Raw genomic sequence first — 26,056 nt, 5'->3', positions numbered from 1 at the left:
TCTTCCGAACACCTATGGTGAAAACACCGACCACAGGCTAAATTCCCAATTGTCATTCTGAGCGGCAGCGAAGAATCTGTACGGCTGGATACTACTGTACAGATTCTTCGTCCCTCAGAATGACAACGATATTATTGCTTCGCACCTCGTAATAGTAAGTTTGAAAAATTACATTAAATAAAAAAGGCGAAAGGTAATACACCTTTCGCCTTTCAGCTTTTATTAAGTTTTAAAGCTTAGTTTGCTTTAAATGCTTTTGCTTTTTTAACACCAAAGTGAGGTTTTCCTTGTGGATGTATTTCCGGAGAACCTACAAGGTCCATTGCGCAACGGAAACCAACTTCAGCACTTGACTCGTCCTCATCCATAAAACGGCGGGTTGCAGGGTTTAACCAGTAAGCCAAATCGTTCCATGAACCGCCTTTGTAAACTTTAGACTGATCGTGAACTAAAGTAGTTGTGCCATATAATACACGGTTTACAGTATCGCTATAACCTCTTTGATCGGCGTTATACGCTTTGCCAACTAAATCACTTCTAAGTGGCGCAGCTGCTGAATTTGCATTTGCAGGTTGTCCTGCTACAGTTGGAGCGCCACCTGTAGTTGCTGGAGGAGTACCACCTTGTGAAGCGATAAGCTCAGCATAAGTTAATTTTTTACGTGATGTAGCCGCATCCTTTATAGGGTGGCCGTATTTATCTTTAGCATAGATGCCTTTAACAGGGTCGGCTAAACGTTTGTTAGTATACTCGTTACCACGGAAAGGGTTAAAGTCATCAACTTCTTCGTATGAAGTTTGGCGATAGGTATCCTGTACCCACTCGTTAACGTTACCTGCCATGTTGTATAAACCAAAATCATTAGGTGGGTATGAACGTACAGGCGCGGTTATGTCGGCCTTATCATTCAAATAACCACCAACACCCGCGTTATCACCTTCGCCACGTTTAAAGTTGGCTAATATCATACCACGTGTTGCTTTTTTAGGTGAACGTACGCCAAGGCCATTCCAAGGGTATATTTTACCATCGTTAATGTTTTCAAACTGCGTATTTCCGGCCAATGCTAAAGCGGCATATTCCCACTCAGCTTCTGTAGGCAAGCGGTATGCTTGTTTCAAGATCCCATCCTCTAAACGTACAGGCCTAACAGATTTACCTTTTCCAGTAGTATTACCGGCGTTCAAATCAGGTAACATTTTTTTACCGTCGATGCCTGCGCCTCTGTATTGGCCATTCAGGTACATATCGGTATTGAATGGAGTTTGACCTGCCGGAGCAGCCGGAGCTTTACCTTTATTATCTTTAGCTGATGCTAATATGCCTTTTTGTTGCAAAATAAATTCGTTGGCACGGTCGGTACGCCATTGGCAGTAATCCTGCGCCTGATCCCATGATACGCCAACTACCGGGTAATCCTGGAATGCAGGGTGCCTTAAATAATTTTGTACGTAAGGCTCATTGTATGATAAAGGCCTGCGCCATACCAATGTATCTGGTAATGCATTATAATATAACTCGTGATCCTGAGGGAAAGTAACGCTTATCCAGTGCAGGTAATCTAACCAATCCTGGTTGGAAACCTCGGTTTCATCCATGTAGAACGATGGAATAGTTACACGCTGGCGAACATTGTTGTAGTCAAATGTTACATCCTGATCGGCACTGCCGCCCAAAACAAATGTACCACCCTCAATAGGAACAAGGCCCGGGCCCGGTGAAGGGTGGGTTTGGCGAAATTTGGTGTAACCACCGTTAGCCCTGTCATTATAAGGGATACCAGTTTTTTCAGACTGTTGCTTTTTCGAACAACTGCTTAACAAGGCTACAACACCCAACATCACAAAAGCAGTTTTAGTAAAAAGTATTTTCATATTTTTACAGTTATATTAAAGATTTTAGAAGTGTAAATTTAAAAACATTTGGGTAAAAAGCTAACTTTTATGCCCAACAGGTCAAATTAAAAAACCTATTTAGGCTTTTAAACGTAAAGAGTGCGAGATGTGTTACATTTACACAAATATTTTTGAGGCAAAAGCATTTATGCTTATGCTTGCATGCCCTAAATGTTTTTAAACAAAGATTAAACTTTAAAATGTTTCGATGATATTTTTTACTAAAAAAGGTCTGCTTGTTTCTGTTACGTTGTTATTGCCGGTTTTAACCTTTGCACAAACCACTTTAAATGGTAGTAATGGCAATGCTATCCCTATAGCAGTACCATCCTTAACCATATCTCCCGATTCGCGTTCAGGCGCTATGGGTGATGCCGGTGTAGCGCTTTCTCCTGATGTAAACGCCAATTACTGGAACCCGTCAAAATTAGCTTTCATACCCGACAATGATGTGGTAGGCGTATCATACAGCCCATGGTTGCGTAATTTGGCACCCGATATTAGTTTATCATACCTGAGTTTCGCGCATAAATTAGATGATCGTAATACTATAGGCGCATCATTACGCTATTTTAATATAGGTACTGTACAGCAAACCGGTAACGAAAATGAGCAGTTGGGCAATTTTACACCATCTGAGCTTGCATTTGATGTATCGCTTGCAAGGAAATTTGGCGATGATTTTTCATTGGGATTAACCTTGCGTTATATCCACTCTAATATATCCGATGGTTCTGCATCTACCCCAACACAAGGCGCGGGTAATGCGGTAGCTGCTGATGTATCTGCCTATTATACAAAACCTGATGGTAACGGAAATATTCTTTCACTTGGTGGCGATATATCAAATATAGGCTCTAAAGTAAGTTATTCTACCGCGGGGCCTGCTGAGTATTTACCTACCAATTTACGTGTTGGTGCAGCTAATACCTGGGCATTGGACGATTTGAGCACATTTACGCTAACTGCCGATATTAACAAACTTTTAGTTCCAAGCAACCCCAATAGCGATGTATCGGTTCCGGCGGGTATTTTTCAATCTTTTTCGGATGTTAGCGCTGCTGAAGAGTTTAAAGAGATCTACTATTCGGTAGGTGGCGAGTTTTGGTATAACCAGGTATTTGCATTGCGCAGTGGCTACTACTTTGAAAATAACGCAGTAGGCGGCCGTCATTATTTAACACTTGGCGTTGGTTTTAAATACAACGACTTCGGTTTCGATTTTTCATATCTGGCGGCCAGCCAGCAAAACAGCCCTTTGGCTAATACATTACGTTTTTCATTAACAGCTAGCTTTGGCGGTACTAAATAACAGTGGGAAAAATTAAAGTAGGTTTTGGGTTTGATGTACACCAGTTAAAGGAACAGCACCCTTTTGTTTTAGGCGGAGTTAATTTGGAGCATCATGCGGGGGCCTTCGGTCATTCGGATGCTGATGTGCTATTGCATGCTATTTGCGATGCCCTATTAGGCGCAGCTAATCTGCGCGATATTGGATTTCATTTTTCTAATACGGATGCAAGGTGGAAAGGCATTAGTAGCCTGGTACTATTGCAGCATGTAGTAGCATTATTAAAAGAGAAGAATTGGGGAATTGGCAATATCGATGCCATGGTTTGCCTTGAAGCACCCAAAATAAATCCACACATCCCGGCAATGAAGGTAAATATTGCCAAAGCCGCAGGTATCAGCGAAGAGGATATATCCATAAAAGCCACCACTAACGAGCAGTTAGGTTTTATAGGCAGAGAAGAAGGCGTTGTTGCCTACGCTGTTTGTTTGATAGAGCGGACGGAGCTAAATTGATTGGCGTCAACTTTGTTTGGGCTAAAGCCACGCTTCAATTCTCTTAATCCGTTGACTAAAGTCAACGGCAATGGTCACAAAAACAAGATTTAATATTCATTGCCGTCCCATTTATGGGGTGGATAGCCAAATAAAAAACGAGGGTTTAGCCTAAATATTAGCTAAACCCTCGCTTGAATTATTTTAATAATTATTAAAAATTAATTTTTCGGAGACGATTCCTTCATTGTTACTGTACCTGTACGTTTAACAGTGCCCCAACCACTAAGCTCACCTTTTAAAGCCCTGCGTATTGATTTAAACAATACGTAATACATTAACTGGCGCCATATAAAGCGTTGCGGGATGATGTAAAATAGCTTTCTGTAATCCTCTTTCTCCATCCAGAAAGCAATAACGCCTACAATAAAATCAACCACGATAAAGGCTACATAGTAAAACAATATTTTACCCGGATGACCGCCAAATAAACCGAATACCATCAGCAAATCGGCAATCGGCGAGAATAATGGTAGTATAATCTGGAATAATAAAATGTTAGGCATGCCTATCATTCCAAAGAATTTGTATTTCTTGTTAAACAAGGCATCCTTGTTTTTCCAGAAGCTTTGTATTACGCCAAAACTCCAACGGAAACGCTGTTTAAGCAGGATGCTTACTGTTTCAGGTGCTTCGGTATAAGCGATTGCATCGTCACAATTTTTAACGATATAGCCCGCTTTTAGTATGCGCATAGTTAAATCGCAATCTTCGGCCAGGGTATCGTAAGTAAATCCTCCGGCTTTATAAATTGCTGACTTGCGGAACGCGCCAATCGCACCCGGAACCACCGTAATACTATTGATCAGGTCGAATGCGCGCCTGTCCATATTTTGGGCGGTGATATACTCGATAGCCTGGAAGTTGGTGATCATGTTGTGTGTATTACCAACTTTTACAGTACCTGCCACCGCGCCAATTTCTTCATCAATGAAATAAGTCATCAAATGGAAAACGGCATCTGTTTTTAGCTGTGTATCGGCATCAATACAAACTACAAACGCGTTTTTCGCGTGCGATATGCCAAAGTTTAAAGCCGTTGCCTTCCCACCATTGGGTTTATCAAGTATATGCACTAAAGGGTTATCGCCAAAAGCTTTAGTTACAATTTCAAGCGTTTTATCCTTTGATCCATCATTAATAAAGATGATCTCAAAATCGGGATACTCAGTTTTTAGTAAGCTTTCAATGGTTTTTACAACGGTAACCTCTTCGTTATAACCCGGTACAATAATACTTACAGGTGGTGATTCAACATCTCCCGGCTTTAAAGCAGTATATTTTTTACTATCCGCATATTGCTTTACGGCAAGTATGCCAATTAATACAACCCTGCCCAATGCCAGGAATATAGCAGTAAGGAAAAGGTAGATTAAAAACCAATTAAGATAGAATGAACCGTTTACATAAATGTTGTAAAAGAAACCCACAAACCCGCTGTTTGCATCATCCTTAATAGGAGGCATTAATTCAGCCTTGGTTTTGTGCAATATATCGGCTATGGTAGTAAACTGGTAACCATGGCTTTTAAAGAAGTGGATAATCTCGGGCAAGGCTTTAACAGTTTGCTCACGGGTTTCGCCACCTGCGTCATGCAATAATAGGAATGATCCGGCATCTTTTTGCCTTTCCACACGGGCAATAATACTATCAGCAGTTACACCCGGATACCAATCCCAAGGGTCAATAGATTCACCAACGGTTATATAACTTTGCTGGCGTGCCATAGCTACCGGGATAATTTCGGCCAGTGTTTGCGGTTCCGCATCTGCATTATATGGAGGGCGGAATAAGATGGTACTGCGGCCTGTTACCGACTCAATAATACGGCGGGTTGCATTCAGTTCCAGGTTAACGCGTTCCAAACTGATGGTTGAAATATCAGGGTGATAATAGGTGTGGTTACCAATTTCGTAGCCTTCATCAAACTCGCGGCGTAATATCTGTATATTCTTTTCAGCCATTGATCCTACCACAAAAAATGCAGCGGGTACATGCTCACGTTTTAAAATATCTAATATACGCGGGGTATAATCAGGGTCGGGTCCATCATCAAAGGTTAAAACTATTTTGCCCGGCGCATAGCCATAGCGGCGTATAACATATTTGGTAGGCAGTTTAATGTATTGCTGGTTGGTTATTACATAGGTGGATGTATCTAGTTTTACATCAATTTGGCCGGCTACCGGGGTAGTTACCAAATCCAATACCTCGCCATCGCCGGTATAATCAATACGGTTATTTAAACCAACCTGCGTTAATCCTTTAATATCAACGCCTGTTTTTCTTAATGAATCAATAGATAAGTTCTTTTGGAAGAAAGTCCACAAACGCGGATCTTCTGAGCCTAAGCGCCATAAGGCCACACCGCCTGTTGCCCAATCATCCGCCATACGGATGATGTTAAAATTGGTAGCAGCATCGGTAAAGTAAACGGTATGGGTAAGGCTATCCTCGCCCAAATAACTGTAATGCAGGTTGGCAGAGCTCGGATCATAAGTGATCTTGCTTTTCATTTCCTGCGCGGTACTGATAGCCTGTTGGTAGCCTATTGTTTTACCTATACTTTTAGCAGGCCAGTCATAAGCGCCGCCCTGTATGGTTAAAATAACTTTTTCGCTTGGTATTTTAGAGCATACAGCATCCAGAATTTCCTCTACCCAATGCTGGTTTGAAAGTTCACCCGCATTGCTGTTTTCATCATGCTGGTCAATAGCCATAATGAAAAGGAAGTCATTCATAGCGGCCAATTTTACCAGATCGTACTGCTCATCCTCCGGTATCACATTTTGAGTAACCAGGAAGTTGTGTGCATGCAGGGTAGCATAAAGTTCTTTCTCAAACTCTATATAATTTGGGGTATTGCGGTCGAGGATATTGTCGAAATCAAGATCGATACCCTTGAAATTATATTTAGTTAATGCCCTTACAATACTGCCGATAAATTCGGTACGTGCTTTTTTGCTTTTTACAATACGGTCAACATCTTTAGTGTCAAAATCGCCGGTATTGCTGCTGTAGTTAATGTAATTTGAAATGGATATTAATACCGGTTTTTTATACCGTTTATTAAGCCTTATTAAGCCTGTATCAATACTAGAAGTAATGGTATCGGCATTTTGGGTGATGGAAAAGCCTTCACTCACCACCATATCCAGCTTGCTCATATGGTCGGCAAGTGAATTGTATGCCTGCGGATCCCATGGCATGTAAAAACCGGCGTTTATACGGTCTTTATTATTTGGCTGTTTAAGCTGATGCAAGCGTTTTGCACGCTCCATCTTTTTAATTTCGTTTACCTGTATGGTGAATTTTTTGTATTTGGCCGTCTTTTTCAGGGCCTCAATATTCTCCTTTGTTAAAGCTTTTGGTGCTTCATTTAAATTAGGAAGAGCTGGATACTGTTTTGATGTAATAGCAATTGCAGCAGCAACTAAAGCGCTGGCAAGTACCAATATTAATACACGGCTAACCCATTTAAAACGAAGCCACCGCCCCTTAGAATCAGCTTGAAAAACCTGCTTGTCTGACATTCAGTAAAAAAGTTTTAGGGAAAATTATTGAGTTGTGATTAGAGTTATATGCAATGCTAATGTTTATTTATGTGTTTTAACGGCATCAACGCCCGAAAAATCAACACCACATTTACAGTTGCTGCCGCAGCCTTTTTTTGCAGACAGGCTTTTATATACCATGCGGCCTACATAAAACAATGCGGCGGCAAACAATACAAGAACTATAATTACCTGGAAATTCATGTCACAAATTTAATACATTTTACATTATATATACGTACAGACAAACTAAATAGTATAAGGTTTACTTTTTTGTAAATGCCACAGTACCACCAACCCAGTCAAAATACTGATTATAACTCACACCAACTAGTTTTACTACTTACTACGGCTTAACCTTGCCGGGTTAATAGTACGGGTTGGCTTATCATCGCCGTTTGGCCACAAATATAATAACCTGTACTCAATTTTAGGCCGCCATCGGGCGGCTTGAATAATAGGTTCATAATTTACTTTTTGCTGTAAGATCCATCGTCCTTATTTGGGAAATAGCGGCCCTGCGATGTTGGTAATAATATCCCCGGATAATCCCTGTCGCCAAAAACAAGCATTTCCATATTATGATTCAGGTTAGGTAAATACCTGCGTGATATTTTTCGGTCAAATGAAAAAAAGATTACTGATGTAAGTTAAAGAAATATTTAATGAAAAAGAAATCTTACCGGCAATGGTTTATAAATACCTAACAAAATAGTTACAGCGTGAAAATGAAGGCTGAATTGCGTTATTGGCCATATTTAGTAGTAGTAATCAATTTGTTACAGGTTTGGGATTAACAATAGCCAAATGGGTGAGTTTAACTTACATAAAAGTCACAATAAGTTTAACTTACACCAACAATTTCAAAAGATGAAAAATCCTATTATTATCACAGTTTTTTTAGTGATGTCGTCTATATTAGCCAAGGCGCAAGTAAATCCAAGGCAGCAAGCAAAGGCCGATAGCATTATAAAGATCATTCCGGTTGGAGAAGGCCGGCATTCTTCCTTCCTGTATACTATTGGTGGCCAATTGGCAACCTCTGACGAAGTAAAGTTGCGACTACTGGCGTATGCACCTTCGGCACCCGACATATCCAAAGCAAAAACTGAGATCACCTGGGCACGGGTTTCAGGAGGGATATTTTTAGCTTCGTCGTTAGCCGCCACATTTGAGTTTATACACGAGAGTAAGCTTGACGGCACATCATCTGTTAACGGGCAGCCCACTTACCAGCACCATGACTTTACGGGCGCGTATGTGTTTACCGGTATTGCCACAGGTTTTTTAATTGCCGGGATAATGCACCTGGTAAATGCCAGCCACCATACCAGTAAAGCGGTTGGTATTTATAATGAACGCTTTCAATAAAAAAAGATTGTTAGCCCCGTTAAACGCCCTTAGTGAGGGCGTTTTTGTTTATAAAGCGGTGCCTAAGTTTTTTGGGCTGAGCGTTTGAGAAATAGTTTTTCTGTTGGTAATCTTTGTCATTATTACTCAATAAGTTGCAAACGCTTGAAATTCTCATATATTAAGCGTACCTTTGCGCCAAAATTAGAGGCGCATTTCAATGCAAAAAATAAGAAACATAGCGATTATCGCTCACGTTGACCACGGTAAAACTACTTTGGTTGATAAAATCCTACATGCTTGTTCAATTTTCAGGGACAACGAATCAACCGGTGAATTGATACTGGATAACAACGACCTTGAACGCGAGCGTGGTATTACCATCGTGTCAAAAAACGTGTCGGTAATGTACAAAGATGTTAAGATCAACATCATTGACACACCTGGTCACGCCGACTTTGGCGGTGAGGTTGAACGTGTATTAAAAATGGCTGACGGCGTATTGTTGCTTTGCGATGCTTTTGAAGGCGCTATGCCTCAAACACGTTTCGTAACACAAAAGGCTTTGGCGTTAGGCTTAAAACCAATTGTTGTAGTAAACAAGGTAGATAAAGAAAACTGTCGCCCTGAAGAAGTTTACGAACAAATATTTGAATTATTCTTCAACCTTGAAGCAACTGAAGAGCAACTGGATTTTCCGGTTATCTACGGTTCATCAAAACAAGGCTGGATGAGCACAGATTACAAACAACCTACTACTGATATATTCCCGTTAATGGATGCTATTTTGGCAAACATTCCACCGGCACCAATTAACGAAGGTACTTTGCAAATGCAAATCACTTCGTTGGATTATTCTTCATTCGTAGGTCGTATCGCTATTGGTCGTGTGGCTCGTGGTACTATCAAAGAAGGCATGGCGGTATCGTTGGTAAAACGCGATGGCAAGATTCAAAAAACAAGAATTAAAGAATTATACACTTTTGAAGGCTTAGGTAAGGTTAAAGCTACCGAAGTTAGTGCTGGTGATATTTGCGCGGTTGTAGGTATTGAAGGTTTTGATATTGGCGATACTATTGCTGATTTTGATAAACCAGAACAACTGGAAGTAATACACATTGATGAGCCAACAATGAATATGTTGTTTACCATCAATACTTCACCTTTCTTTGGTAAAGAAGGTAAATTTGTTACTTCACGCCACTTACGTGATCGTTTATACAAGGAAATGGAAAAAAACCTGGCGCTTAAGGTTGTTGAAACCGAATCGCCTGACTCATACCTAGTGTATGGTCGTGGTATTCTCCATTTATCAGTATTGATCGAGACCATGCGTCGCGAAGGTTATGAATTACAAGTAGGCCAGCCACAGGTTATCATCAAAGAAATTGATGGTGTTAAATGTGAGCCGGTTGAAACCCTGATTGTTGATGTACCGGGTGAAGTTGCTGGTAAAGTAATTGAGTTAGTAACACAACGCAAAGGCGACCTGTTAATTATGGAACCAAAGGGCGATTTACAGCACTTAGAGTTTGATATCCCTGCACGTGGTATTATTGGTTTACGTAACAACGTATTAACCGCTACCGGTGGCGAGGCTATCATGGCTCACCGTTTCAAAGCTTACGAGCCTTGGAAAGGTCAGATCCCGGGCCGTTTAAATGGTGTATTGGTATCAATGGATACTGGTAAAACTACTGCTTTCGCAATTGATAAATTACAGGATCGTGGTCGTTTCCACATCGATCCGGGAGTTGATGTTTACGAAGGGCAGGTTTTAGGCGAGCACATCCGCGATAACGATTTGGTTATTAACTTAACTAAAGGCAAGCAGTTAACTAACATGCGTGCATCAGGTAGCGATACCAACGTACGTATAGCACCAGCTATCAAATTCTCGTTAGAAGAATCAATGGAGTACATCCAGGCTGATGAATACATCGAGGTTACACCGCAAAGCATCCGCATGCGTAAAATATATCTGAATGAAAATGAGCGTAGAATTAACGCTAAGAAGTTTCAAGCTCAGTAATTAAAATATACTAAATACAAAAAGGGGCAAATTTATTTGCCCCTTTTTTTGTGTCTGGATATTTTAATTAAAAAAGGTAATGCTAGGTTTTCTTCAACTTCGATAAAAAGCTATTTACAACAATATTAATATCATCAGATAGCTTTAGGTAGTAAACAGACAGGCCGAAGGTTAATGTAATAAATGCACTTCGTACTATAATATCCACAATGTGATTACTCATTTGCGGGATGATTAAGGTAGACACGAAATACACCGCGACACCCACCAATAAGGCAATTGGGCTGCTCATGGTGAAAGGCTGCATTTTGTATACCTTGAGTATAAACAGGTACCTAAAAACGTTAAATATCAAAAACGTAACCGCCGCCGCAATGGCCGACCCCGTGATGCCATAATAAGGGATGAAAAGTAAATTACCACCTACAGTAACGCCTATCAGGAGTACATAAAAAAGCCCGTCGTACCTGTAATATTTTGAGGTACTCAGGATAACACCGTTTATGCCTGTTGCCGAATCAATTAAATTGCCGAGTGCAGTGAAAAATATCACATACTTACCCAATTGATATTTTTCGGGTAGATAGATAAAAAGATCATCAACGCAGGCCCAAATAATAATGAACAGGAACAGTGTTGTAATTAATTGATTGATGCAGCTCTTCTTATATACCGATTGAATGGTGTTCAGATCATTGGTTTTCCAGGCTTCGGCAATTACTGTTGTCGCGATGCTGTATAATGAGCGTACCGGTAAGGTAATTATAATGGCAACGTAGGATGTAATGGTATAAATACCGGTATCGGTCAGGCCAAATTTTTTGTTGATGATGTACTCGTCGATACTTTCAACAATTAAAGGGGATGAACCTACCATTAGTCCCCAAATGCTGATATTGATCAGGTTCCTGGTCATTTCCTTATCCAGTAAGGAGAAGTCGGGATTTAAAAAGAAATGCCCATCACGGATTAAACGAATGAGTAGCAATGCCGTTGGGAAAGCATTGGCAACCAGCCACAACACCATAAATGTTTCAAAGCTTATCAGCTTAAAATATATCAGCGCCAATGGTATAAATATGAATATACGCTTGGTAAACTCCTTTAACACCTTGCCTGATGTGGCATTGTACATTACCCTGGCGTACAGGTCGAATACGTTAAAGTATACCGTAAAAATGATAAGTGGTATCAGGTACCAGTAATACCTGTCGAACAGGGAAGAGTTTTTATGTTTGCTGCCGATGATCTGAGCTTTAAAAACATAAACCGAGATAATAAATATAATGGTGCCCACAAGCGCCACAATGCAAAAGAGAAACAGATAGCCGTGATGCTTTTTTTCTTCACTCCTGAAATAGGGAAAATATCTTGCCGTACCGCCAAAACCCAGCAACGCGAACTGGGAAAATAGCAAAGAGAACGAGAGTAATATCCCGGTAAGGCCAACCTCTTCAGCCGTTAAGGCATGCGGTTGTATAATAATCATCGACACAAAACCAATAACTATACCTATGTATGAATACATAGTGCCTTTTATTGTTTGCTGCTTTATAACTCCCATTTAATTATGGCTAACCGCCTGTATTAATAAAAAATGTACTTTTGAAAATCAATGCCAAAAATAGAAAATAAAACTTGTGCAATTACGGTTACTTACGGCAATCGATGGGGGCTGGTAAGCCAGATAATTGAGCGATTGCGCAGCCATAAATTCATAAGCCATATTGTTGTTGTAAATAACGGATCGACCTATAATGTTAAGGAAAAAATTGACGAGATAGGTGATGGCCGTGTGGTATTAATTGATCATGCAGAAAATCTGGGTTCGGCAGGTGGGTATCATCACGGTATTGCTTATGCGCATCAGCATTTAGATGATGATTTTGTTTGGTTACTGGATGATGATAATTTACCCGATAGCGATGCGCTTAATGTATTGCTGAATACCTGGGTTGACCTTGATGCTAAAGGCGATACTACAGCGCTTTTCAGTCTGCGAACCGACCGTGAAATTGATTCCAAATTCGCGCAGGGTGCCGATCCATATAAATACTATTTAATACCCGATGATTTTTTAGGATTTTCATTTTTGAAGATCGGTCATAACAAACTGGCTAAAATTGCTAAAAAGTTTAAAAAGAGCGAGGATTCATCAATCCCAAAAACTATCGCCCCAAAAGTTAGAATGCCTTACGTGCCTTACGGTGGCTTTTTTCTGCATAGGCAGATGATTGATAAGATTGGCTACCCCGACGAACGGTTTTATTTATATGTTGATGATGAGGAGTATACCTACAGGGTTACCCAAAACGGTGGAACTATTTGGTTAATACCCGCATCAAAGATCAGCGATATTGATACCACAGATGTAAGGGGGGATTATAAACCGGGTACCTTTTCGTCAAATTACCTTGACTTATGGGGTTTCAGGATGTATTACCGGGTGAGGAACAGTGTTTACTTTCATTATAAAACATCGTTAAAAAATGCGTTGGTATTCAATATTAATAAAGTGCTTTTTATAGGTAAATTGAAGGTGCTAAGTATCTTGTCATCCAAACAAAAAGAATACAAGAAATTTTTAGTAGCCGTTAACGATGGTTTAAACGGAAATTTAGGAAAAGCTAATCCAGAGAAGTTTTGAATTATAAGATCAGCATAATAACAGTTACCTACGGCGACCGGTGGGCTTTTTTAAGCCGGGTTATCGGGCTATTGTTAAAATATGAGCAGGTGGGTAATGTTATTGTGGTAAATAATGCTTCCGTTTATAACGTTAGTGAAAAGATTACTGCGTTAAATGATAGCCGTATTACTGTAATTAATAGCGGGGAGAATTTAGGCTCAGCAGGGGGATATAAAGCAGGGATACAATATGCGTTTGAAAATACTAATAACGATTTCTTTTTTCTGTTAGATGATGATAACCTGCCGCGCGAAAACGTAATACCTGACCTTTTAAAACAATGGAATATAATTGCAGGTGCTAATAATAAAAAAGCGCTGTTTTGCTTACGCGAAGACAGGGCACAGCACGTTAAAATTACCAAAGGCGAAGACCCGTACCGCTATTACCTGATGCCGGATAACTTTTTGGGATTTAGCTTATCGAGAGTGTTTAAAAATCAGTTTAATAAACTGCTGGATAAGTTTGACAAAAAAGGAGGAGAGCAACAACCCGCAGTTATTCCGTATGCGCCTTATGGAGGTATGTTTATGCATCGGAAGCTGATTGCCGAGATTGGCTACCCCAGCCAGGAGTTTTATTTATATGTGGATGATTCGGAATACACCTATCGTATCACCCAAGATGGCGGTAAAATATGGATCATCCCACAATGTGGAATTGAGGATATTGATAAATCGCAGGGGATAGGGTATAAGCCTAAGTTCATGCATTCGGCATTGCTGGATCAATGGAATTTCAGGATTTATTATCATATCAGGAATAGGCTGTACTTTTACTCAAGGGTTGCCGTGAAGAATAAGTCGATGTTCAATATCAATAAAACCTTTTACCTGACTTATTTAAAATTGGTGAGTATCATCAGCTCAAAACAAAAAGAGTATCAAAAACTGCTAGGTGCAATTAATGACGGCCTTGCAGGCAACTTAGGCAAGGCCGATGAAAGTAAGTTTTGAAATACTGCACTTATAATTTTACTTTCGCTACAATCAAATTTAGAATGGTGGACAATTAGCAAAAGCTAATACCGTTCTTTGTGTAAATCAACGCTACATCTATCTTTCAACATGCAAAACCTTGCACCTATTGCATTATTTGTTTATAACCGTCCCGAGCATACGCGTCGTACGCTAAATTCTTTACAGAAGAACCTGCTGGCAGATGAATCGCGCCTGTTTATATTTTCCGATGGTGCTAAAGCGCCTGCCGATCAGGCCAAGGTTGATGAGGTAAGGCAGTTGATAAGCGATGTTAGCGGGTTTAAATCGATTAAGGTTATTGAAGGTAAGCAGAATAAAGGTTTGGCCAACTCTATTATTGATGGTGTTACGCAGTTGGTTAAGGATTACGGCAAAGTGATTGTTTTTGAGGATGACCTATTATCATCTAAATATTCCCTGCAATATTTTAACGAGGCGCTGACTAAATATGCCAACGAAGAAAATGTAATGCATATTGGCGCTTACATGTTCGAATTGGGCGATAAAAAGCTGCCAGAAACTTTCTTCTATCGCATAGCTACCAGCTGGGGATGGGCTACATGGGCACGTGCATGGAAAGATTTTGAACCGGATGTCGATAAGTTGATGGGGCAGTTTGATAAACAAAAGATCAGCCGCTTTTCTATTGATGGCACCATGAACTTCTGGAAACAAATGCAGGAATTTAAAACCGGTAAAAATAATTCATGGGCTATACGCTGGTATGCCTCTATCTTTTTGAAAGGCGGTTTAACATTAAACCCATCAAATTCGCTGGTACATAATATCGGGCACGATGGCACGGGGGTGCATTCCAATATTGAGAATACCTACAAGGTTAAGATCTCGCAAAAAGTAGTTAAAAAATTCCCGACGGAAATAAAAGAAAATGAGCAGGCACACGAAGCCATCCGCAGCTTCCTGAAAAATCGTAAAGGCAGTTTGGTTAAACGTGGGATGGTGTTTATAAAACAGATGAGGATAAAGTATTTTACAAAGGCTAAATAGCTTCTTACAAGACTTACGAAGTTTTTAAAACTTCGTAAGTCTGCTTATTCATCTAATTACATTGTCGCCTTCACCACAATATAAGGTGATAAAGCCTTACTTTCAATCGGGATAATTTTGGTGAAAACCTTACCTGCTACCCATATCGCTTTTACTATTGATTTGGCTATTGCGCTTTGTTCAGATTTATTCTCGAGCCAAACGGTAAACTTGCCGTGGTAGTAAGATTCCACCTCTTTTAAGCCTAATCGCTTACAGGTTTCAGCAAGGAACGCCGGTTTCATACAGTCAATATAATGTTTGTCGTAATTCTCTTTGTCGAAATTCTTCTGCACCCAGCCATTAACACCGGTAAAGTTTGGCAAGGTGATGAACAAAGTGCCGCCAGGTTTTAAAAATTGCAGGTGTGTTTTAATGATGGAAGCGGTATCGCTAAAATGCTCTATCAAACCAAAAGAAAGCACCATATCATACTTTTCTTCGGGCGTATAGTTGAACAGATCAGATTCGATAATTTTGATGTCGCCATCTTTCAAACCGTTTTTGGTTAATAGTTCTTTGATTAAGCCTTCATGGATATAGTAATCAAAAAGCGTAGTGGATAGATTCTGATATTTTTTTAGGTAGACAGAATAATATCCTGGGAAGCCACCCAGTTCAATGGCGTTCTTGATTCCTTTTTCTTTAATCAGTCCAGCTAAAATATCGCCAAAAACATAATCAGGTTTTAAATAAAGAATCAGATTTTTTCTTGATTCCCAAAACGATTTCCAAAACGCGCGGTCGGTTAAATTCTGCTCCATTAATAAATAGCCTGTTTAGCTGATGTTCTCCTGTTTCTTTTCCAATATCCTTGCCGGGTTGCCCACAGCTACACTACCCGATGGGATGCTTTTTGTTACTACCGAACCCGCCCCAATGATCACATTATCGCCAACCACTATATCGCCAATAATACAAACATTGGCGCCAATATCAACATTATTGCCAATACGCGGACAGGCACTATAACTACCGTCGACTAATTTTTTGTGGCCGATGGTGGTTGAGTTCCGTAACGCACAGTTTTCGCCTATGATAACGCCCTGGTTAATTACTAAAGCGTGGCCGTGGTACAAACTTAGTCCTTTGCCAACGGTAAGCTTACGCGGCAGCTCAATGCCCCAAACCCAGTCTACCCAATAACGGTATAATAGTAGGTAAGGATATAATATCACCTTCAATATCATTGATCGGTTGATAAGCTGCGCCAACCTGAATAAAAACAGAACCAATTGTGCCTTAAAATTCTGCCGGTTTGCTTGCCGGTCCTGAAATAAATAAGCAAATATGTTCATTTTATGGCGATGTGTTTTATCTGCTATCAAAAGTAAAATATTTCAGCAATGTACCCATACAATATTTTGCGTGTGTAAAAGCAAATTTCTACTGGAACTTAAATAGTATTATACTTGCGTAGATGAAAGTTATCTTGATCAATACCTCTGATGCCGGTGGCGGCGCACCTGCTGCCTGCCTGCGCTTGTTGAAGGCGCTGGAAGGACAGGCGGAAATTGACGCGAAGCTTTTAGTAGAATATAAAAAGACCAATGAGGCAGCAGTAACGGGCATTATAACGAATGCCTGGGGAAGATTTAAGGCTAAATTTGATTTTTTATATGAACGATTACCTTTCATCGCTTTTCATGAGCGTGATAAAACCGTACGTTTTGCATTTTCTACCGCGAATGCGGGCTTCAGTATAAAAAATAATCCTTTGATTAGGGATGCTGATATTTTGCACCTGCACTGGACTAATTCCGGCTTTTTATCAATAAATGATTTGAAGGAACTGGTTAATTTAGGCAAGCCCATTGTTTGGACGCTGCATGATATGTGGACCTTCACTGGCGGTTGTCATTATGCGGGTGCCTGCAATCATTATATAAACCAATGCGGCGATTGCTATTTTTTGCAGGATGAAAACCCTGATGATATTTCGCACAGCGGATGGCTACGCAAAGTTGCCATGTATGCCGGTAATAAAAATATAACTTTTGTAGCTTGTAGCAGTTGGCTGGCCGGAGTAGCCAGGAAAAGTTCGTTATTAAAGAATTTTAATATCACCTCTATTCCAAATCCTATCGATACGGATCTATATTCGCCGAAGGATAAACTGGATATGCGTGAAAATTGGGGAATTAATCCATTTGCTAAAGTGATACTATTTGGCGCTGCCAATATAAACGACAGGCGCAAAGGGATAAGTTACCTGGTTGAGGCCCTAAACCATTTAGTGGTGGATTGCCCCGATAAAGGTTTGGTTGAGGTGGTGATCTTCGGGAAAAATAAGCACTTTGATGTGAGTCAGTTGCCGTTTAAAGTTGTTCAGCTTAGTTTGATCACATCGCAAACAGAGCTGGCGGAGATATACAGCCTTGCAGACGTATTTGTAACGCCGTCAATCGAAGATAATCTGCCTAATACTGTCATGGAGGCCCTGTCCTGTGGAACGCCCGTAGTGGCCTTTAATGTGGGTGGGATACCAGAGATGGTAGATCATCTGCAAAACGGTTATCTGGCAGAGTTTGAATCGGCGCATGACATGGGTAAGGGAATTTTCACCATGCTTTACGCGGATAATAAAGCCGAACTCTCAGCCAATGCAAGAAACAAGGTGCTGAATACTTTTAATAACGAAAAGGTAGCAAGTCAGTATTTGGAAATTTATAATTCGATATTAAATAATGGCTAAGGCTACACCCATACTTTCTGTAATTACCATCGTTTACAATAATGTAAAGGATATTGAGCGTACGATGTTATCGGTGCTTAATCAAACTTATACGGGTATTGAATATATTGTGGTTGATGGGTTATCCAATGATGGTACGATCGATATTATTAAAAAATATGAAAGTCGCATTACCAAATTCATCAGCGAAAAGGATGAGGGTATTTATGATGCCATGAATAAGGGTTTGGGTTTGGCGACAGGCGATTATGTGATCTTCATGAATTCAGGTGATGAGTTTTTTGATGCTGATACTGTAACTGCTGTTTTTGCCAGTGCCGATGATGCTGATATTTATTACGGCGAAACGGAGATGATTGATGACTCGGGGCGAAGCCTCGGTCAGCGCAGGCATAAAGCGCCGAAGCAATTTAACTGGCTTGGGTTTAATTTAGGGATGAGTATTAGTCACCAGGCTATTTATATTAAACGATCATTAATTGAGCCTTATGATCGCAAATACCAATTAAGCGCCGATATCGACTGGATCATCCGCGCAGCGAAAAAAGCCAAAAAGACTGTAAACGTTAACCGCTACGTGGCTAAATATTTGGTAGGCGGCATGTCAAAAACCAAACATCGCCAAAGCCTTGCCGAGCGTTTTGATATTATGAAACACCACTATGGTTTGGTGCCAACTGTTTTTAACCATTTTATTATTGCCGCTAATTTAGGCTGGTATTGGTTGAGGAATAGACGGACGAATGATTAATTAAATAATTGTCATTGCGAGGAACGAAGCAATCGCGAACTATGCAAGGTGGCTTTTCTTTGTGCGATTGCTTCGTTCCTCGCAATGACATAGTTAAAAGTGCGTTGTCATGCTGAGGTACTCGAAGCATAAGCGTAAAGGCCAGCCCACATGCTTCGAGAGCCTCAGCATGACAGCAGTAAATAACATTAAAACAAAAAATCTCTAAGCTGTATAGCTTAGAGATTGCTTCGTGCCTCGCAATGACGCGTGGTGAGTATATTGCAAGATTTAGCTAATTACGCTTTCTTCCCCTTCTTTTTTTCTTCAGGTTTGCCTTTTTTCTTGTTTTCTACATAAGCGGCACCACCTAAGGCAACTACCAATAGTATAGAACCGGCTAATGAAATATCCTCGCCAACATAGTATGATGCCGGGTGGAAAATGAACTCGATTTTGTGGTTACCTACCGGGATAACTGCTGCGCGCAATAGGTAATCAGCACGGAAGTAAGGTTGTTCCTGTCCGTCTATCAGCATTTTCCAGCCTTCTTTGTAGTATATTTCAGAGAATACGGCAACTTGCGTAGTTGTAGACCCGGTTTGATAAACTAAGTGCTCTGGCTCGTAACTGGTTAATGTGATGGTTGATGATGGATCAACGGCTAAGTTTTTTCCGTCGATCAGGCCCTTGTATTGTTTATCAACAATCGCCTCGTCTTTAGGGTCAAATGCGCTGATGGCCTGCATTTCCTGGTCGGCATTATCAACATATTTTACGCTTTTAACAAACCATGCATGACCACAGGCTGTTTCATTTGCCTGCATACCCGCTGCTTGTGTTTTTTGATCAGCAGTAATGATGTATTTGGTGTTTAGCATATCCAAAACATCGTGGTTCGTTGATTTGGTAAACTGGTTATCGATCAACTCATCATAACGTTTTAACTTGGCTGCGTGGTAGCCGCCAATACTCTTGTAAAAATAAGAAGTGTAGGCATTTGTGAAAGGGCTACCCATGCTCAGGTCTAGTACCCTGTAATCAGGATCGGGATCACGTAAAATGATCTGATCTACATCACGCAGTTTAAATGGCTGTTGATAATCTGCTTTTTCTACAAAATTATCGTTGTTCAGGTAACGTTTATCAACGCTCCAAAGATCAATCAACATCAACGCTATAAATGCAACTGAAGCTATTGTTAAATTTATCTTTTGTTTCAGGAATAACCATATAATACCAAATGCGATAATGATAAATATTAGTGAGCGCAAAGCATCGGCACGGAATAAAGCGATACGGTCGGTTACTAAAGCGCTGGCAATGCTGTTTGCATATGCACTGTCGCCCTGTAACGCTTGTGTAAGGCCTGTAACCAGATCCTGATGGTGGGCATTTTTGAAGCTGAAAAATACATCAGGCAGTGCTAATAGTATCAAAACAATACCACCAGTGATGTATAATGCCAATAATGATTTCTTTAAGATGTATGCCTTGTCGGTTGAAGTAATAACCTCGTTAAGGGCCAAAAATGCCATTATCGGGAAGCATAGTTCGGCGATAGCCAAAATAGATTCAACCGTACGGAACTTGTTGTACATCGGGAAGTAATTGAAGAACAAGTCGGATATGACAGGCCAGTTACCACCTAATGATAGCAGCATTACTAAAACAATAGTAGCTAACAGCCACCATTTTAACCTGCTGCGTACAATTAATAATCCCAAAATAAATAAGAAACAAACCGCTGCGCCAAAATAGAAAGGACCGCTGGTTGATGGTTTTTCGCCCCAATAGGTTGACACGCCCATGTTGCCTAATTGCTGCACGGTGCCTTCGGCTTGCTCTTGAGAAGCACCTTTTGCTTCAAATGCTTTTACCAGATTTGAGCTTGGAACATCTAAAGCAGACATTCCTGACGGGCCACCATACGCATTCGGGATTAGGAAGGTGATGGATTCACCTACGCCCTGGCTCCAGCCGTATGCATACTCTTTTGATAAGCCGCTGCTTGGTTCGGTTGTATGTTGTGTTAAGTTTGATGGGCCACGGTTACTTTCCTTTGCATACTCGGAGGTGGTCCACAGCATGGCTGCGTTTACCATTACTGCCAATATTACGGCGGCAACCAGGTAAATAATCGAGGTGCTGAATGGTTTAATCTGTTTGGTTTTTATGGCATTGTAAAGCTCAACTATCACCAATATTAATAACGCTATTAACAGGTAATAGGTCATTTGTATGTGGTTTGAGCGTATTTCCATTGCGAGGGCAAAGGCTGTTAATGAGCCTCCTAATAAATATTTGCCCCTAAAGGTGAGTATCACGCCCGCCACTATCGGTGCGAAAAACGCGATAGCATACATTTGGTTGGCATGCCCGGCATCTATCAAAATAAAATTATAGGATGAGAATGTGAAAGCTATTGCACCGGCAAGCGCGAGCCATGGGTTAAGTTTTAATACGCTAAATAATATATAAGCCCCTATTAAGCAAAGCAAAATGGTATCAACCGGGTTAGGGAATGTAGCTTTCATGCCTTCAACCACGTAGGTGGTGATGCTGTTAGGGAACGAGGTCCAGATTTGGTAGGTTGGCATACCGCCAAACATACTGTTGGTCCAAAGCGGGGCGTGGCCTGTTTTGGCACGTACGTCCATTATTTCTTTTTGGCTTCCCTGTGCTTGTACCACATCGCTCTGACTAAGGGATTTGCCCTGCATTATTGGTGTAAATACGTAGGCGAAAGAAATTACAATTAAAATTGCAACAATAATGAAGTGTATACTATTGCGCTTGAACCAGTTATTCATCTGAATTATTTAAAATTGGATATATATTCTTCAAAAATAGAAATTTGAACGAGAAAAGGAATTATAAATCGGCATAGCGTCAAGTAGTAAGATGCGGAAATCTATATAAATAATTATGCTTTTTGCATTGTGATTTTTTTCTTACGGTTTTCTAAATAGATTGCGCCGCCCAATGCCGCGATTAATAGGATAGAGCCGGCAAGTGAAATGTCTTCTCCTACATAGTATGATGAGGGATGAAAGATAAATTCAACCTTATGATTGCCTGCCGGGATTTGCGCTGCCCGCAATAAATAATCGGCACGGAAATAAGGTTGTTCTGTTCCGTCAATCAGCATTTTCCACCCCCGGTTATAGTATATCTCTGAAAAAACAGCGGTAGAACTTACAGCAGCAACACTTTTATAAATCATGTGATCGGGTGAGTAACTGGTAAGTTTAATTGACGCTGTGGTATCAATACTTGTTGTTTTTGGATTGATTAATGTGCTGTATTGCTGGTCAACAATGGCGGTATCTTTTGCAGAAAATGCCGAAATCGCATTCATTTCCTCGTCAGCATTTTTTACATATTTTACGGTTTTAACAAACCAGGCATTGCCGCATGCACCGGGGTTACGCTGGGCTACTAATGCTTGCGATTTTGGATCACTTGTTATAATGTATTTAGTATTAAGCGCATTTAGTACATCTATATTAACCCGCCTTGAAAACTGATTGTCAATAACTTCGTCAATCCGTTTTAAGCGTGCTGCCGAATAACCCCAAACCGACTTATGAAAAAAAGGAGTTATGAGATCATATTTGGGAGATTGGGTAAGATCAACAACCCTGTAATCCGGGTCTGGGTCGCGATCTATAGATTCATCAACGGGGCGTAACTGAGGTGTAACAGATGCTTGCGGATCACTAAAATTTTCATCTTTTAAATAGCGTTTATCTACTTGCCATAAATCCGCTAAAATAATTGCCATAAAGGCTATAGATAAAACTGTTATACTTATTTTTTGCTTAACAAATGCCCACAATAAGCCAAAAGCAATAATTATAAATATTAATGACCGTACGGCATCCGATTGCTCAAGATTAGTGCGATCCTTAATTAGTGCGTTTCCCACACTGGCTGCCATGGCGGCGTCGCCTTTTAATGCCTGTGTAAGCGAGGCTATGCCCGTTGCCTGATCGTTTGGTCTAAAACTTAGCAATAACCCTGGCAATATTATTAACACCACTGTAAGCCCTGCCGTAATATAAAATGCAAGCTTTATTTTTTGCCAGATGAATGCTTTATCTGTTGAAGTAGTTATTTCCTTTATAGCAAGTAATGCAAGTATTGGAAAACAAAAACCTGTAACCGCAAGTATTGATTCGACCGTACGGAATTTATTATAGAGTGGGAAGTAATTAAAAAACAAGTCGGATACGAGAGGAAAATTGCCCCCAAACGATAATAGCATGGTTAATATAACCGTAGCCAGCAGCCACCATTTTATACGATCTTTTACAACAAATAAACCCAGCACAAAAAGGAAACAGATAACAGCGCCGAAGTAGTATGGCCCGTAAGTAGAAGGCCTTTTATTGCCCCAATACATGGAAAGACCCGGAATGCCTCCTATTTGTTGTACAGCTTGCACCGCTTGGTCATCAGATGCACCTTTTGCAGTGAAAACCTTAGCAGTTTCTGAATTAGGATCAGTTATTTGTGTTACAGAGCCACCACCGGCGGCATTGGGTACCAAGAATGTAAAGCATTCAGCTACGCCCTGGCTGTATTGATAGGCATAATCCTTTGTTAGTCCGGTGCTGGCCTCTGCTGTTATTTGTGTTAAATTGGATTTTCCGCGGATAGAGTCGAGTCCGGTTTCATAGGTGCTCCATAATAACGATGCGTTTATTGCTAGCGCGATAAGAATGGCTCCGCCTAAAAATGCCATTGACTTTAAAAATTGGCCAGTGATTTTATTTTTTATTGCATGATAAAGCTCAATGCCTGCAAGCAGCAAAATAGCTAATAACAAATAATAGGTCATTTGAACATGGTTCGACCTTATTTCCATTGCTAAAAACAAGGCAGAAAGTGAGCCACCTAACCAATATTTACCCCTTAATGTTAAAATGATACTTGCCAGTATAGGCGCAAAAAAAGCAATTGCAAATGCCTGGTTAGCATGGCCTGCAACAAGTAAAATGATATTATAGGATGAAAATGTAAACGCAAAAGCGCCAGCGGCAGCCAGCCAGGAATTAAGTTTTAAAACACAGAACAGAAAATATGTGCCTAGTAATAAGATGAGTACGGTATCTATAGGATTGGGAAAAGTGGACTTTAAAGCACTAACAATATGAGTTGTTATATTATTAGGATAAGGAGCCCATATTTGGAAAGTTGGCATACCTCCATATATTTGATTAGTCCATAAAATGGTAGTATCCTTTGCCCTGTAATCGTTTATTTCCTTTTGGGTAGATTGCGCGCCCATCACATCGCTTTGGCCCAAAGTTTTCCCCTGGAAAGCAGGTGTAAAGTAAAAGAAGCAAATTGCTAAAAAGAGAGCTGCCACGGCAAAGTGAACGCCATTGCGCTTGAGCCAGTTATTCATAATGGGGTTTTAAAATGAGCATGCATCTTCAAAAATAGAAATTTGAATGAGAAAAGGAATTATAAAAGCCAGCTGCGGAAGTTAAGTTTTTAACATATTTTGTAATAATAGATCATTTGTGGTTGGTTCGGGAGCTATCTTAGCATATCAATTACACAGCTTATGCTTTTCCATTTCCGAGATAAATTTCCACTGTTAAATCCTTACTGGGATAAATATCTGGAATACCAGCAGCGACTGGAACTCCCGGCAAAAACAGTTTTACTGGAAGAAGGAAAAGTTTCCGGGCAATATATTTTTATTGAGAAGGGTTGCGTTCGCTTGTTTTTTAATAATGATGGGAATGATAAAACAGTGCAGTTCTTTTTTGAAAATGAAGGCCTTACATCGTTCGAGAGCTTCATCAATAATGCGCCGAGCGCGTTCACTATTGAAACGATAGAACCATCTGTTGTTTATCTATTACCTAAACAATACGTTATCCAATTGATGGATGAGTTAAGCCATGAGCCCGATTTTTTGAAAATGATGATGCAATTGTCGTCAATGCGGCAAACCCATTATATTAATGAGTTTGTTTCCTTTATCAGGGATACGCCCGAAGAACGCTATCAAAAACTGTTAACCGATAGGTCGCACATAGTGCAGCGGGTGCCTCAGCGCTATATTGCCTCATACCTGGGGGTTAGCACCGTGCATTTAAGCCGTATAAAAAGTAAACTGGCAAAAGGTAAATTACATTTTTAAACTTGATAACATATGTTATCGTTAGGGGGCTGTTTGCTGATCTAATTTTGTCTTAACAAAAAAGAAAGCAAATGAAAGCAGCAGTAATGTATCAAAAAGGAGAATTGCCTCAATATGTAGATTTCCCTGAGCCAATAGCTCAAAATAATGATGAAATAGTAGTTACGGTAAAAGCAGTTGCCATTAAGCATCTGGATAAAAGCCGCGCCAGCGGTAAGCACTATTCAAGCGATGCGCCAGTAAGCAGCGGCAGGGTAGTGGGCGGCGATGGTGTTTGCCTGCTTGAAGATGGTACAAGAGTGTATGGCATGGCTGTAGAAGGTATGCTGGCCGAAAAGGCGATCATCCATAAAGATAGGATAGTAAAAATACCTGCCGCGTTGGATGATGTTACCGCGGCAGCATTACCGAATGCGGTTATTGGCGCAGCTATGGGTTTGCATTTCAAAGCTGATATTCAGCCCGGAGATGTGGTGCTGGTTAATGGCGCTACCAGTTTTACCGGCAGGGTTGCCGTACAAATTGCCAAACACTATGGCGCGAAAAAAGTGATCGTAACAGGCAGAAACCAGGAGTCGCTTAATGAGTTGTTGGAGCTTGGCGCGGATGAGATTGTTTCAGTAGGGCAAAGTGATGACGCATTTATCGCGCAGCTTAAAGCAATCCATACGAAAACACCGATAGATGTGATTATTGATTATTTGTGGGGGCATACCGCGGAAATGATATTGGGTTGTATAAAAGGCGATGGTTCATTTACTAACAGGATAAGGTATGTGTCTGTCGGCAGTATAACCGGGGATATTATCCAGTTATCTGCCGCTAATATGAGAAGTGCTGATCTTCAGTTAACAGGGGCGGGGCTAGGCGCATGGTCAAGAAAGCAGGTTGGTTTGCTATTATCAGAAATACTCCCCGAAATGTTTCAATTGGCGGTAGAGGGAAAACTTAAAGTAGAGACCATTGCCGTTAAGATGGAAGATATTGCTGAACTGTGGAAGCTGGATATTCCCGGTGGAAAGCGGTTGGTGGTAACTATTTGAGAGGCTGTTTAAAAAGGATTGGATGTTGTTTTT

19 protein-coding genes are annotated in these 26,056 nt (G+C 40.5%); 11 read left to right on the top strand and 8 right to left on the bottom strand.

Translation table 11 applies throughout. From position 1 onward, the window contains the following. Window positions 1-236 precede the first annotated feature (236 nt). Window positions 237-1,874 (bottom strand): SUMF1/EgtB/PvdO family nonheme iron enzyme, encoded by a 1,638-nt coding sequence (locus tag GSQ74_RS03005; RefSeq protein ID WP_158989894.1) that lies wholly within the window; start codon window positions 1,872-1,874, stop codon window positions 237-239. Window positions 1,875-2,103: 229 nt separating this feature from the next. Here GSQ74_RS03005 and porV point away from each other — a divergent pair, with 229 nt between their 5' ends. Both porV and ispF read left to right on the top strand, forming a co-directional pair. Next, the gene (gene porV, locus GSQ74_RS03000; RefSeq protein ID WP_158989892.1) at window positions 2,104-3,207 is read left to right on the top strand and encodes a type IX secretion system outer membrane channel protein PorV; all 1,104 of its coding nucleotides are present in this window, start codon (window positions 2,104-2,106) and stop codon (window positions 3,205-3,207) included. Between the two features lie 2 nt (window positions 3,208-3,209). After that, window positions 3,210-3,701, top strand: a complete 492-nt coding sequence (gene ispF, locus GSQ74_RS02995) for a 2-C-methyl-D-erythritol 2,4-cyclodiphosphate synthase (protein WP_254060796.1) — start codon at window positions 3,210-3,212, stop codon at window positions 3,699-3,701. Between the two features lie 200 nt (window positions 3,702-3,901). On the opposite strand, the gene GSQ74_RS02990 is transcribed toward ispF, so the two are convergent. Continuing rightward, the gene (locus GSQ74_RS02990) at window positions 3,902-7,273 is read right to left on the bottom strand and encodes a glycosyltransferase (protein WP_158989890.1); all 3,372 of its coding nucleotides are present in this window, start codon (window positions 7,271-7,273) and stop codon (window positions 3,902-3,904) included. Window positions 7,274-7,336: 63 nt separating this feature from the next. Continuing rightward, window positions 7,337-7,498: a FeoB-associated Cys-rich membrane protein gene (locus tag GSQ74_RS02985; protein ID WP_158989888.1), complete on the bottom strand. Its 162-nt coding sequence runs from the start codon at window positions 7,496-7,498 to the stop codon at window positions 7,337-7,339. Between the two features lie 666 nt (window positions 7,499-8,164). Here GSQ74_RS02985 and GSQ74_RS02980 point away from each other — a divergent pair. After that, window positions 8,165-8,665, top strand: coding sequence for a hypothetical protein (locus GSQ74_RS02980; protein ID WP_158989886.1), 501 nt, complete (start codon window positions 8,165-8,167; stop codon window positions 8,663-8,665). A gap of 199 nt (window positions 8,666-8,864) precedes the next feature. Continuing rightward, window positions 8,865-10,676, top strand: coding sequence for a translational GTPase TypA (gene typA, locus GSQ74_RS02975; protein WP_158989884.1), 1,812 nt, complete (start codon window positions 8,865-8,867; stop codon window positions 10,674-10,676). A gap of 82 nt (window positions 10,677-10,758) precedes the next feature. Here the strand turns inward: typA and GSQ74_RS02970 are convergent, their stop codons facing one another. After that, entirely contained in the window at window positions 10,759-12,240 is a 1,482-nt protein-coding gene (locus GSQ74_RS02970; protein ID WP_158989882.1) for a lipopolysaccharide biosynthesis protein, read from the bottom strand. A gap of 51 nt (window positions 12,241-12,291) precedes the next feature. Between GSQ74_RS02970 and GSQ74_RS02965 the strand changes: the two genes are divergently transcribed. From GSQ74_RS02965 to GSQ74_RS02955, 3 genes are all read left to right on the top strand, one after another. Beyond that, window positions 12,292-13,323, top strand: coding sequence for a glycosyltransferase (locus GSQ74_RS02965; protein WP_158989880.1), 1,032 nt, complete (start codon window positions 12,292-12,294; stop codon window positions 13,321-13,323). Continuing rightward, entirely contained in the window at window positions 13,320-14,321 is a 1,002-nt protein-coding gene (locus tag GSQ74_RS02960) for a glycosyltransferase (protein WP_158989878.1), read from the top strand. Before GSQ74_RS02965 ends, GSQ74_RS02960 begins: the two co-directional genes overlap by 4 nt. A gap of 111 nt (window positions 14,322-14,432) precedes the next feature. Further along, on the top strand, window positions 14,433-15,353 hold the full coding sequence (locus tag GSQ74_RS02955; protein WP_158989876.1) for a glycosyltransferase: 921 nt from the start codon (window positions 14,433-14,435) through the stop codon (window positions 15,351-15,353). A gap of 56 nt (window positions 15,354-15,409) precedes the next feature. Here GSQ74_RS02955 and GSQ74_RS02950 read toward each other — a convergent pair whose 3' ends face one another. Both GSQ74_RS02950 and GSQ74_RS02945 read right to left on the bottom strand, forming a co-directional pair. Further along, window positions 15,410-16,156, bottom strand: a complete 747-nt coding sequence (locus GSQ74_RS02950; protein ID WP_158989874.1) for a bifunctional 2-polyprenyl-6-hydroxyphenol methylase/3-demethylubiquinol 3-O-methyltransferase UbiG — start codon at window positions 16,154-16,156, stop codon at window positions 15,410-15,412. A gap of 15 nt (window positions 16,157-16,171) precedes the next feature. After that, window positions 16,172-16,690 carry a serine acetyltransferase gene (locus tag GSQ74_RS02945; protein WP_158989872.1) on the bottom strand — a complete coding sequence of 173 codons (519 nt, stop codon included), beginning with the start codon at window positions 16,688-16,690 and terminating at the stop codon, window positions 16,172-16,174. Between the two features lie 122 nt (window positions 16,691-16,812). Between GSQ74_RS02945 and GSQ74_RS02940 the strand changes: the two genes are divergently transcribed. Together GSQ74_RS02940 and GSQ74_RS02935 are read left to right on the top strand one after the other, a co-directional pair. After that, a complete protein-coding gene (locus GSQ74_RS02940; protein WP_158989870.1) occupies window positions 16,813-18,087 on the top strand; it encodes a glycosyltransferase family 4 protein in 1,275 nt (424 codons plus the stop codon). Then, complete coding sequence (locus tag GSQ74_RS02935; protein WP_158989868.1) at window positions 18,080-18,838, top strand: glycosyltransferase family 2 protein; 759 nt, start codon at window positions 18,080-18,082, stop codon at window positions 18,836-18,838. The genes GSQ74_RS02940 and GSQ74_RS02935 overlap by 8 nt, the downstream gene beginning before the upstream one ends. A gap of 278 nt (window positions 18,839-19,116) precedes the next feature. Here the strand turns inward: GSQ74_RS02935 and GSQ74_RS02930 are convergent, their stop codons facing one another. Together GSQ74_RS02930 and GSQ74_RS02925 are read right to left on the bottom strand one after the other, a co-directional pair. Continuing rightward, a complete protein-coding gene (locus GSQ74_RS02930; protein WP_158989866.1) occupies window positions 19,117-21,630 on the bottom strand; it encodes a YfhO family protein in 2,514 nt (837 codons plus the stop codon). A 113-nt stretch (window positions 21,631-21,743) separates the two neighbouring features. Then, window positions 21,744-24,233: a YfhO family protein gene (locus tag GSQ74_RS02925; RefSeq protein WP_158989864.1), complete on the bottom strand. Its 2,490-nt coding sequence runs from the start codon at window positions 24,231-24,233 to the stop codon at window positions 21,744-21,746. Between the two features lie 162 nt (window positions 24,234-24,395). On the opposite strand from GSQ74_RS02925, the gene GSQ74_RS02920 reads away from it, so the two are divergent. Further along, entirely contained in the window at window positions 24,396-24,980 is a 585-nt protein-coding gene (locus GSQ74_RS02920) for a Crp/Fnr family transcriptional regulator (RefSeq protein ID WP_158989862.1), read from the top strand. A gap of 71 nt (window positions 24,981-25,051) precedes the next feature. Beyond that, the gene (locus GSQ74_RS02915) at window positions 25,052-26,023 is read left to right on the top strand and encodes a zinc-binding dehydrogenase (RefSeq protein WP_158989860.1); all 972 of its coding nucleotides are present in this window, start codon (window positions 25,052-25,054) and stop codon (window positions 26,021-26,023) included. Window positions 26,024-26,056: the final 33 nt, after the last annotated feature.

The sequence above is a fragment of the Mucilaginibacter sp. L196 genome, assembly GCF_009765905.1.
Taxonomy (GTDB): Bacteria; Bacteroidota; Bacteroidia; order Sphingobacteriales; family Sphingobacteriaceae; genus Mucilaginibacter.
The sequence above is the reverse complement of the archived record's forward strand: the minus strand, read 5'-3'. Positions and strand labels throughout refer to the sequence as shown.

Excerpts from the sequence above, each read along its gene's own strand:
- GSQ74_RS03005 (WP_158989894.1), bottom strand. The coding sequence starts at position 1,874 with ATGAAAATACTTTTTACTAAAACTGCTTTTGTGATGTTGGGTGTTGTA.
- porV (WP_158989892.1), top strand. The coding sequence starts at position 2,104 with ATGATATTTTTTACTAAAAAAGGTCTGCTTGTTTCTGTTACGTTGTTA.
- GSQ74_RS02990 (WP_158989890.1), bottom strand. The coding sequence starts at position 7,273 with ATGTCAGACAAGCAGGTTTTTCAAGCTGATTCTAAGGGGCGGTGGCTT.
- GSQ74_RS02985 (WP_158989888.1), bottom strand. The coding sequence starts at position 7,498 with ATGAATTTCCAGGTAATTATAGTTCTTGTATTGTTTGCCGCCGCATTG.
- GSQ74_RS02980 (WP_158989886.1), top strand. The coding sequence starts at position 8,165 with ATGAAAAATCCTATTATTATCACAGTTTTTTTAGTGATGTCGTCTATA.
- typA (WP_158989884.1), top strand. The coding sequence starts at position 8,865 with ATGCAAAAAATAAGAAACATAGCGATTATCGCTCACGTTGACCACGGT.
- GSQ74_RS02970 (WP_158989882.1), bottom strand. The coding sequence starts at position 12,240 with ATGGGAGTTATAAAGCAGCAAACAATAAAAGGCACTATGTATTCATAC.
- GSQ74_RS02965 (WP_158989880.1), top strand. The coding sequence starts at position 12,292 with ATGCCAAAAATAGAAAATAAAACTTGTGCAATTACGGTTACTTACGGC.
- GSQ74_RS02955 (WP_158989876.1), top strand. The coding sequence starts at position 14,433 with ATGCAAAACCTTGCACCTATTGCATTATTTGTTTATAACCGTCCCGAG.
- GSQ74_RS02950 (WP_158989874.1), bottom strand. The coding sequence starts at position 16,156 with ATGGAGCAGAATTTAACCGACCGCGCGTTTTGGAAATCGTTTTGGGAA.
- GSQ74_RS02945 (WP_158989872.1), bottom strand. The coding sequence starts at position 16,690 with ATGAACATATTTGCTTATTTATTTCAGGACCGGCAAGCAAACCGGCAG.
- GSQ74_RS02940 (WP_158989870.1), top strand. The coding sequence starts at position 16,813 with ATGAAAGTTATCTTGATCAATACCTCTGATGCCGGTGGCGGCGCACCT.
- GSQ74_RS02935 (WP_158989868.1), top strand. The coding sequence starts at position 18,080 with ATGGCTAAGGCTACACCCATACTTTCTGTAATTACCATCGTTTACAAT.
- GSQ74_RS02930 (WP_158989866.1), bottom strand. The coding sequence starts at position 21,630 with ATGAATAACTGGTTCAAGCGCAATAGTATACACTTCATTATTGTTGCA.
- GSQ74_RS02925 (WP_158989864.1), bottom strand. The coding sequence starts at position 24,233 with ATGAATAACTGGCTCAAGCGCAATGGCGTTCACTTTGCCGTGGCAGCT.
- GSQ74_RS02920 (WP_158989862.1), top strand. The coding sequence starts at position 24,396 with ATGCTTTTCCATTTCCGAGATAAATTTCCACTGTTAAATCCTTACTGG.
- GSQ74_RS02915 (WP_158989860.1), top strand. The coding sequence starts at position 25,052 with ATGAAAGCAGCAGTAATGTATCAAAAAGGAGAATTGCCTCAATATGTA.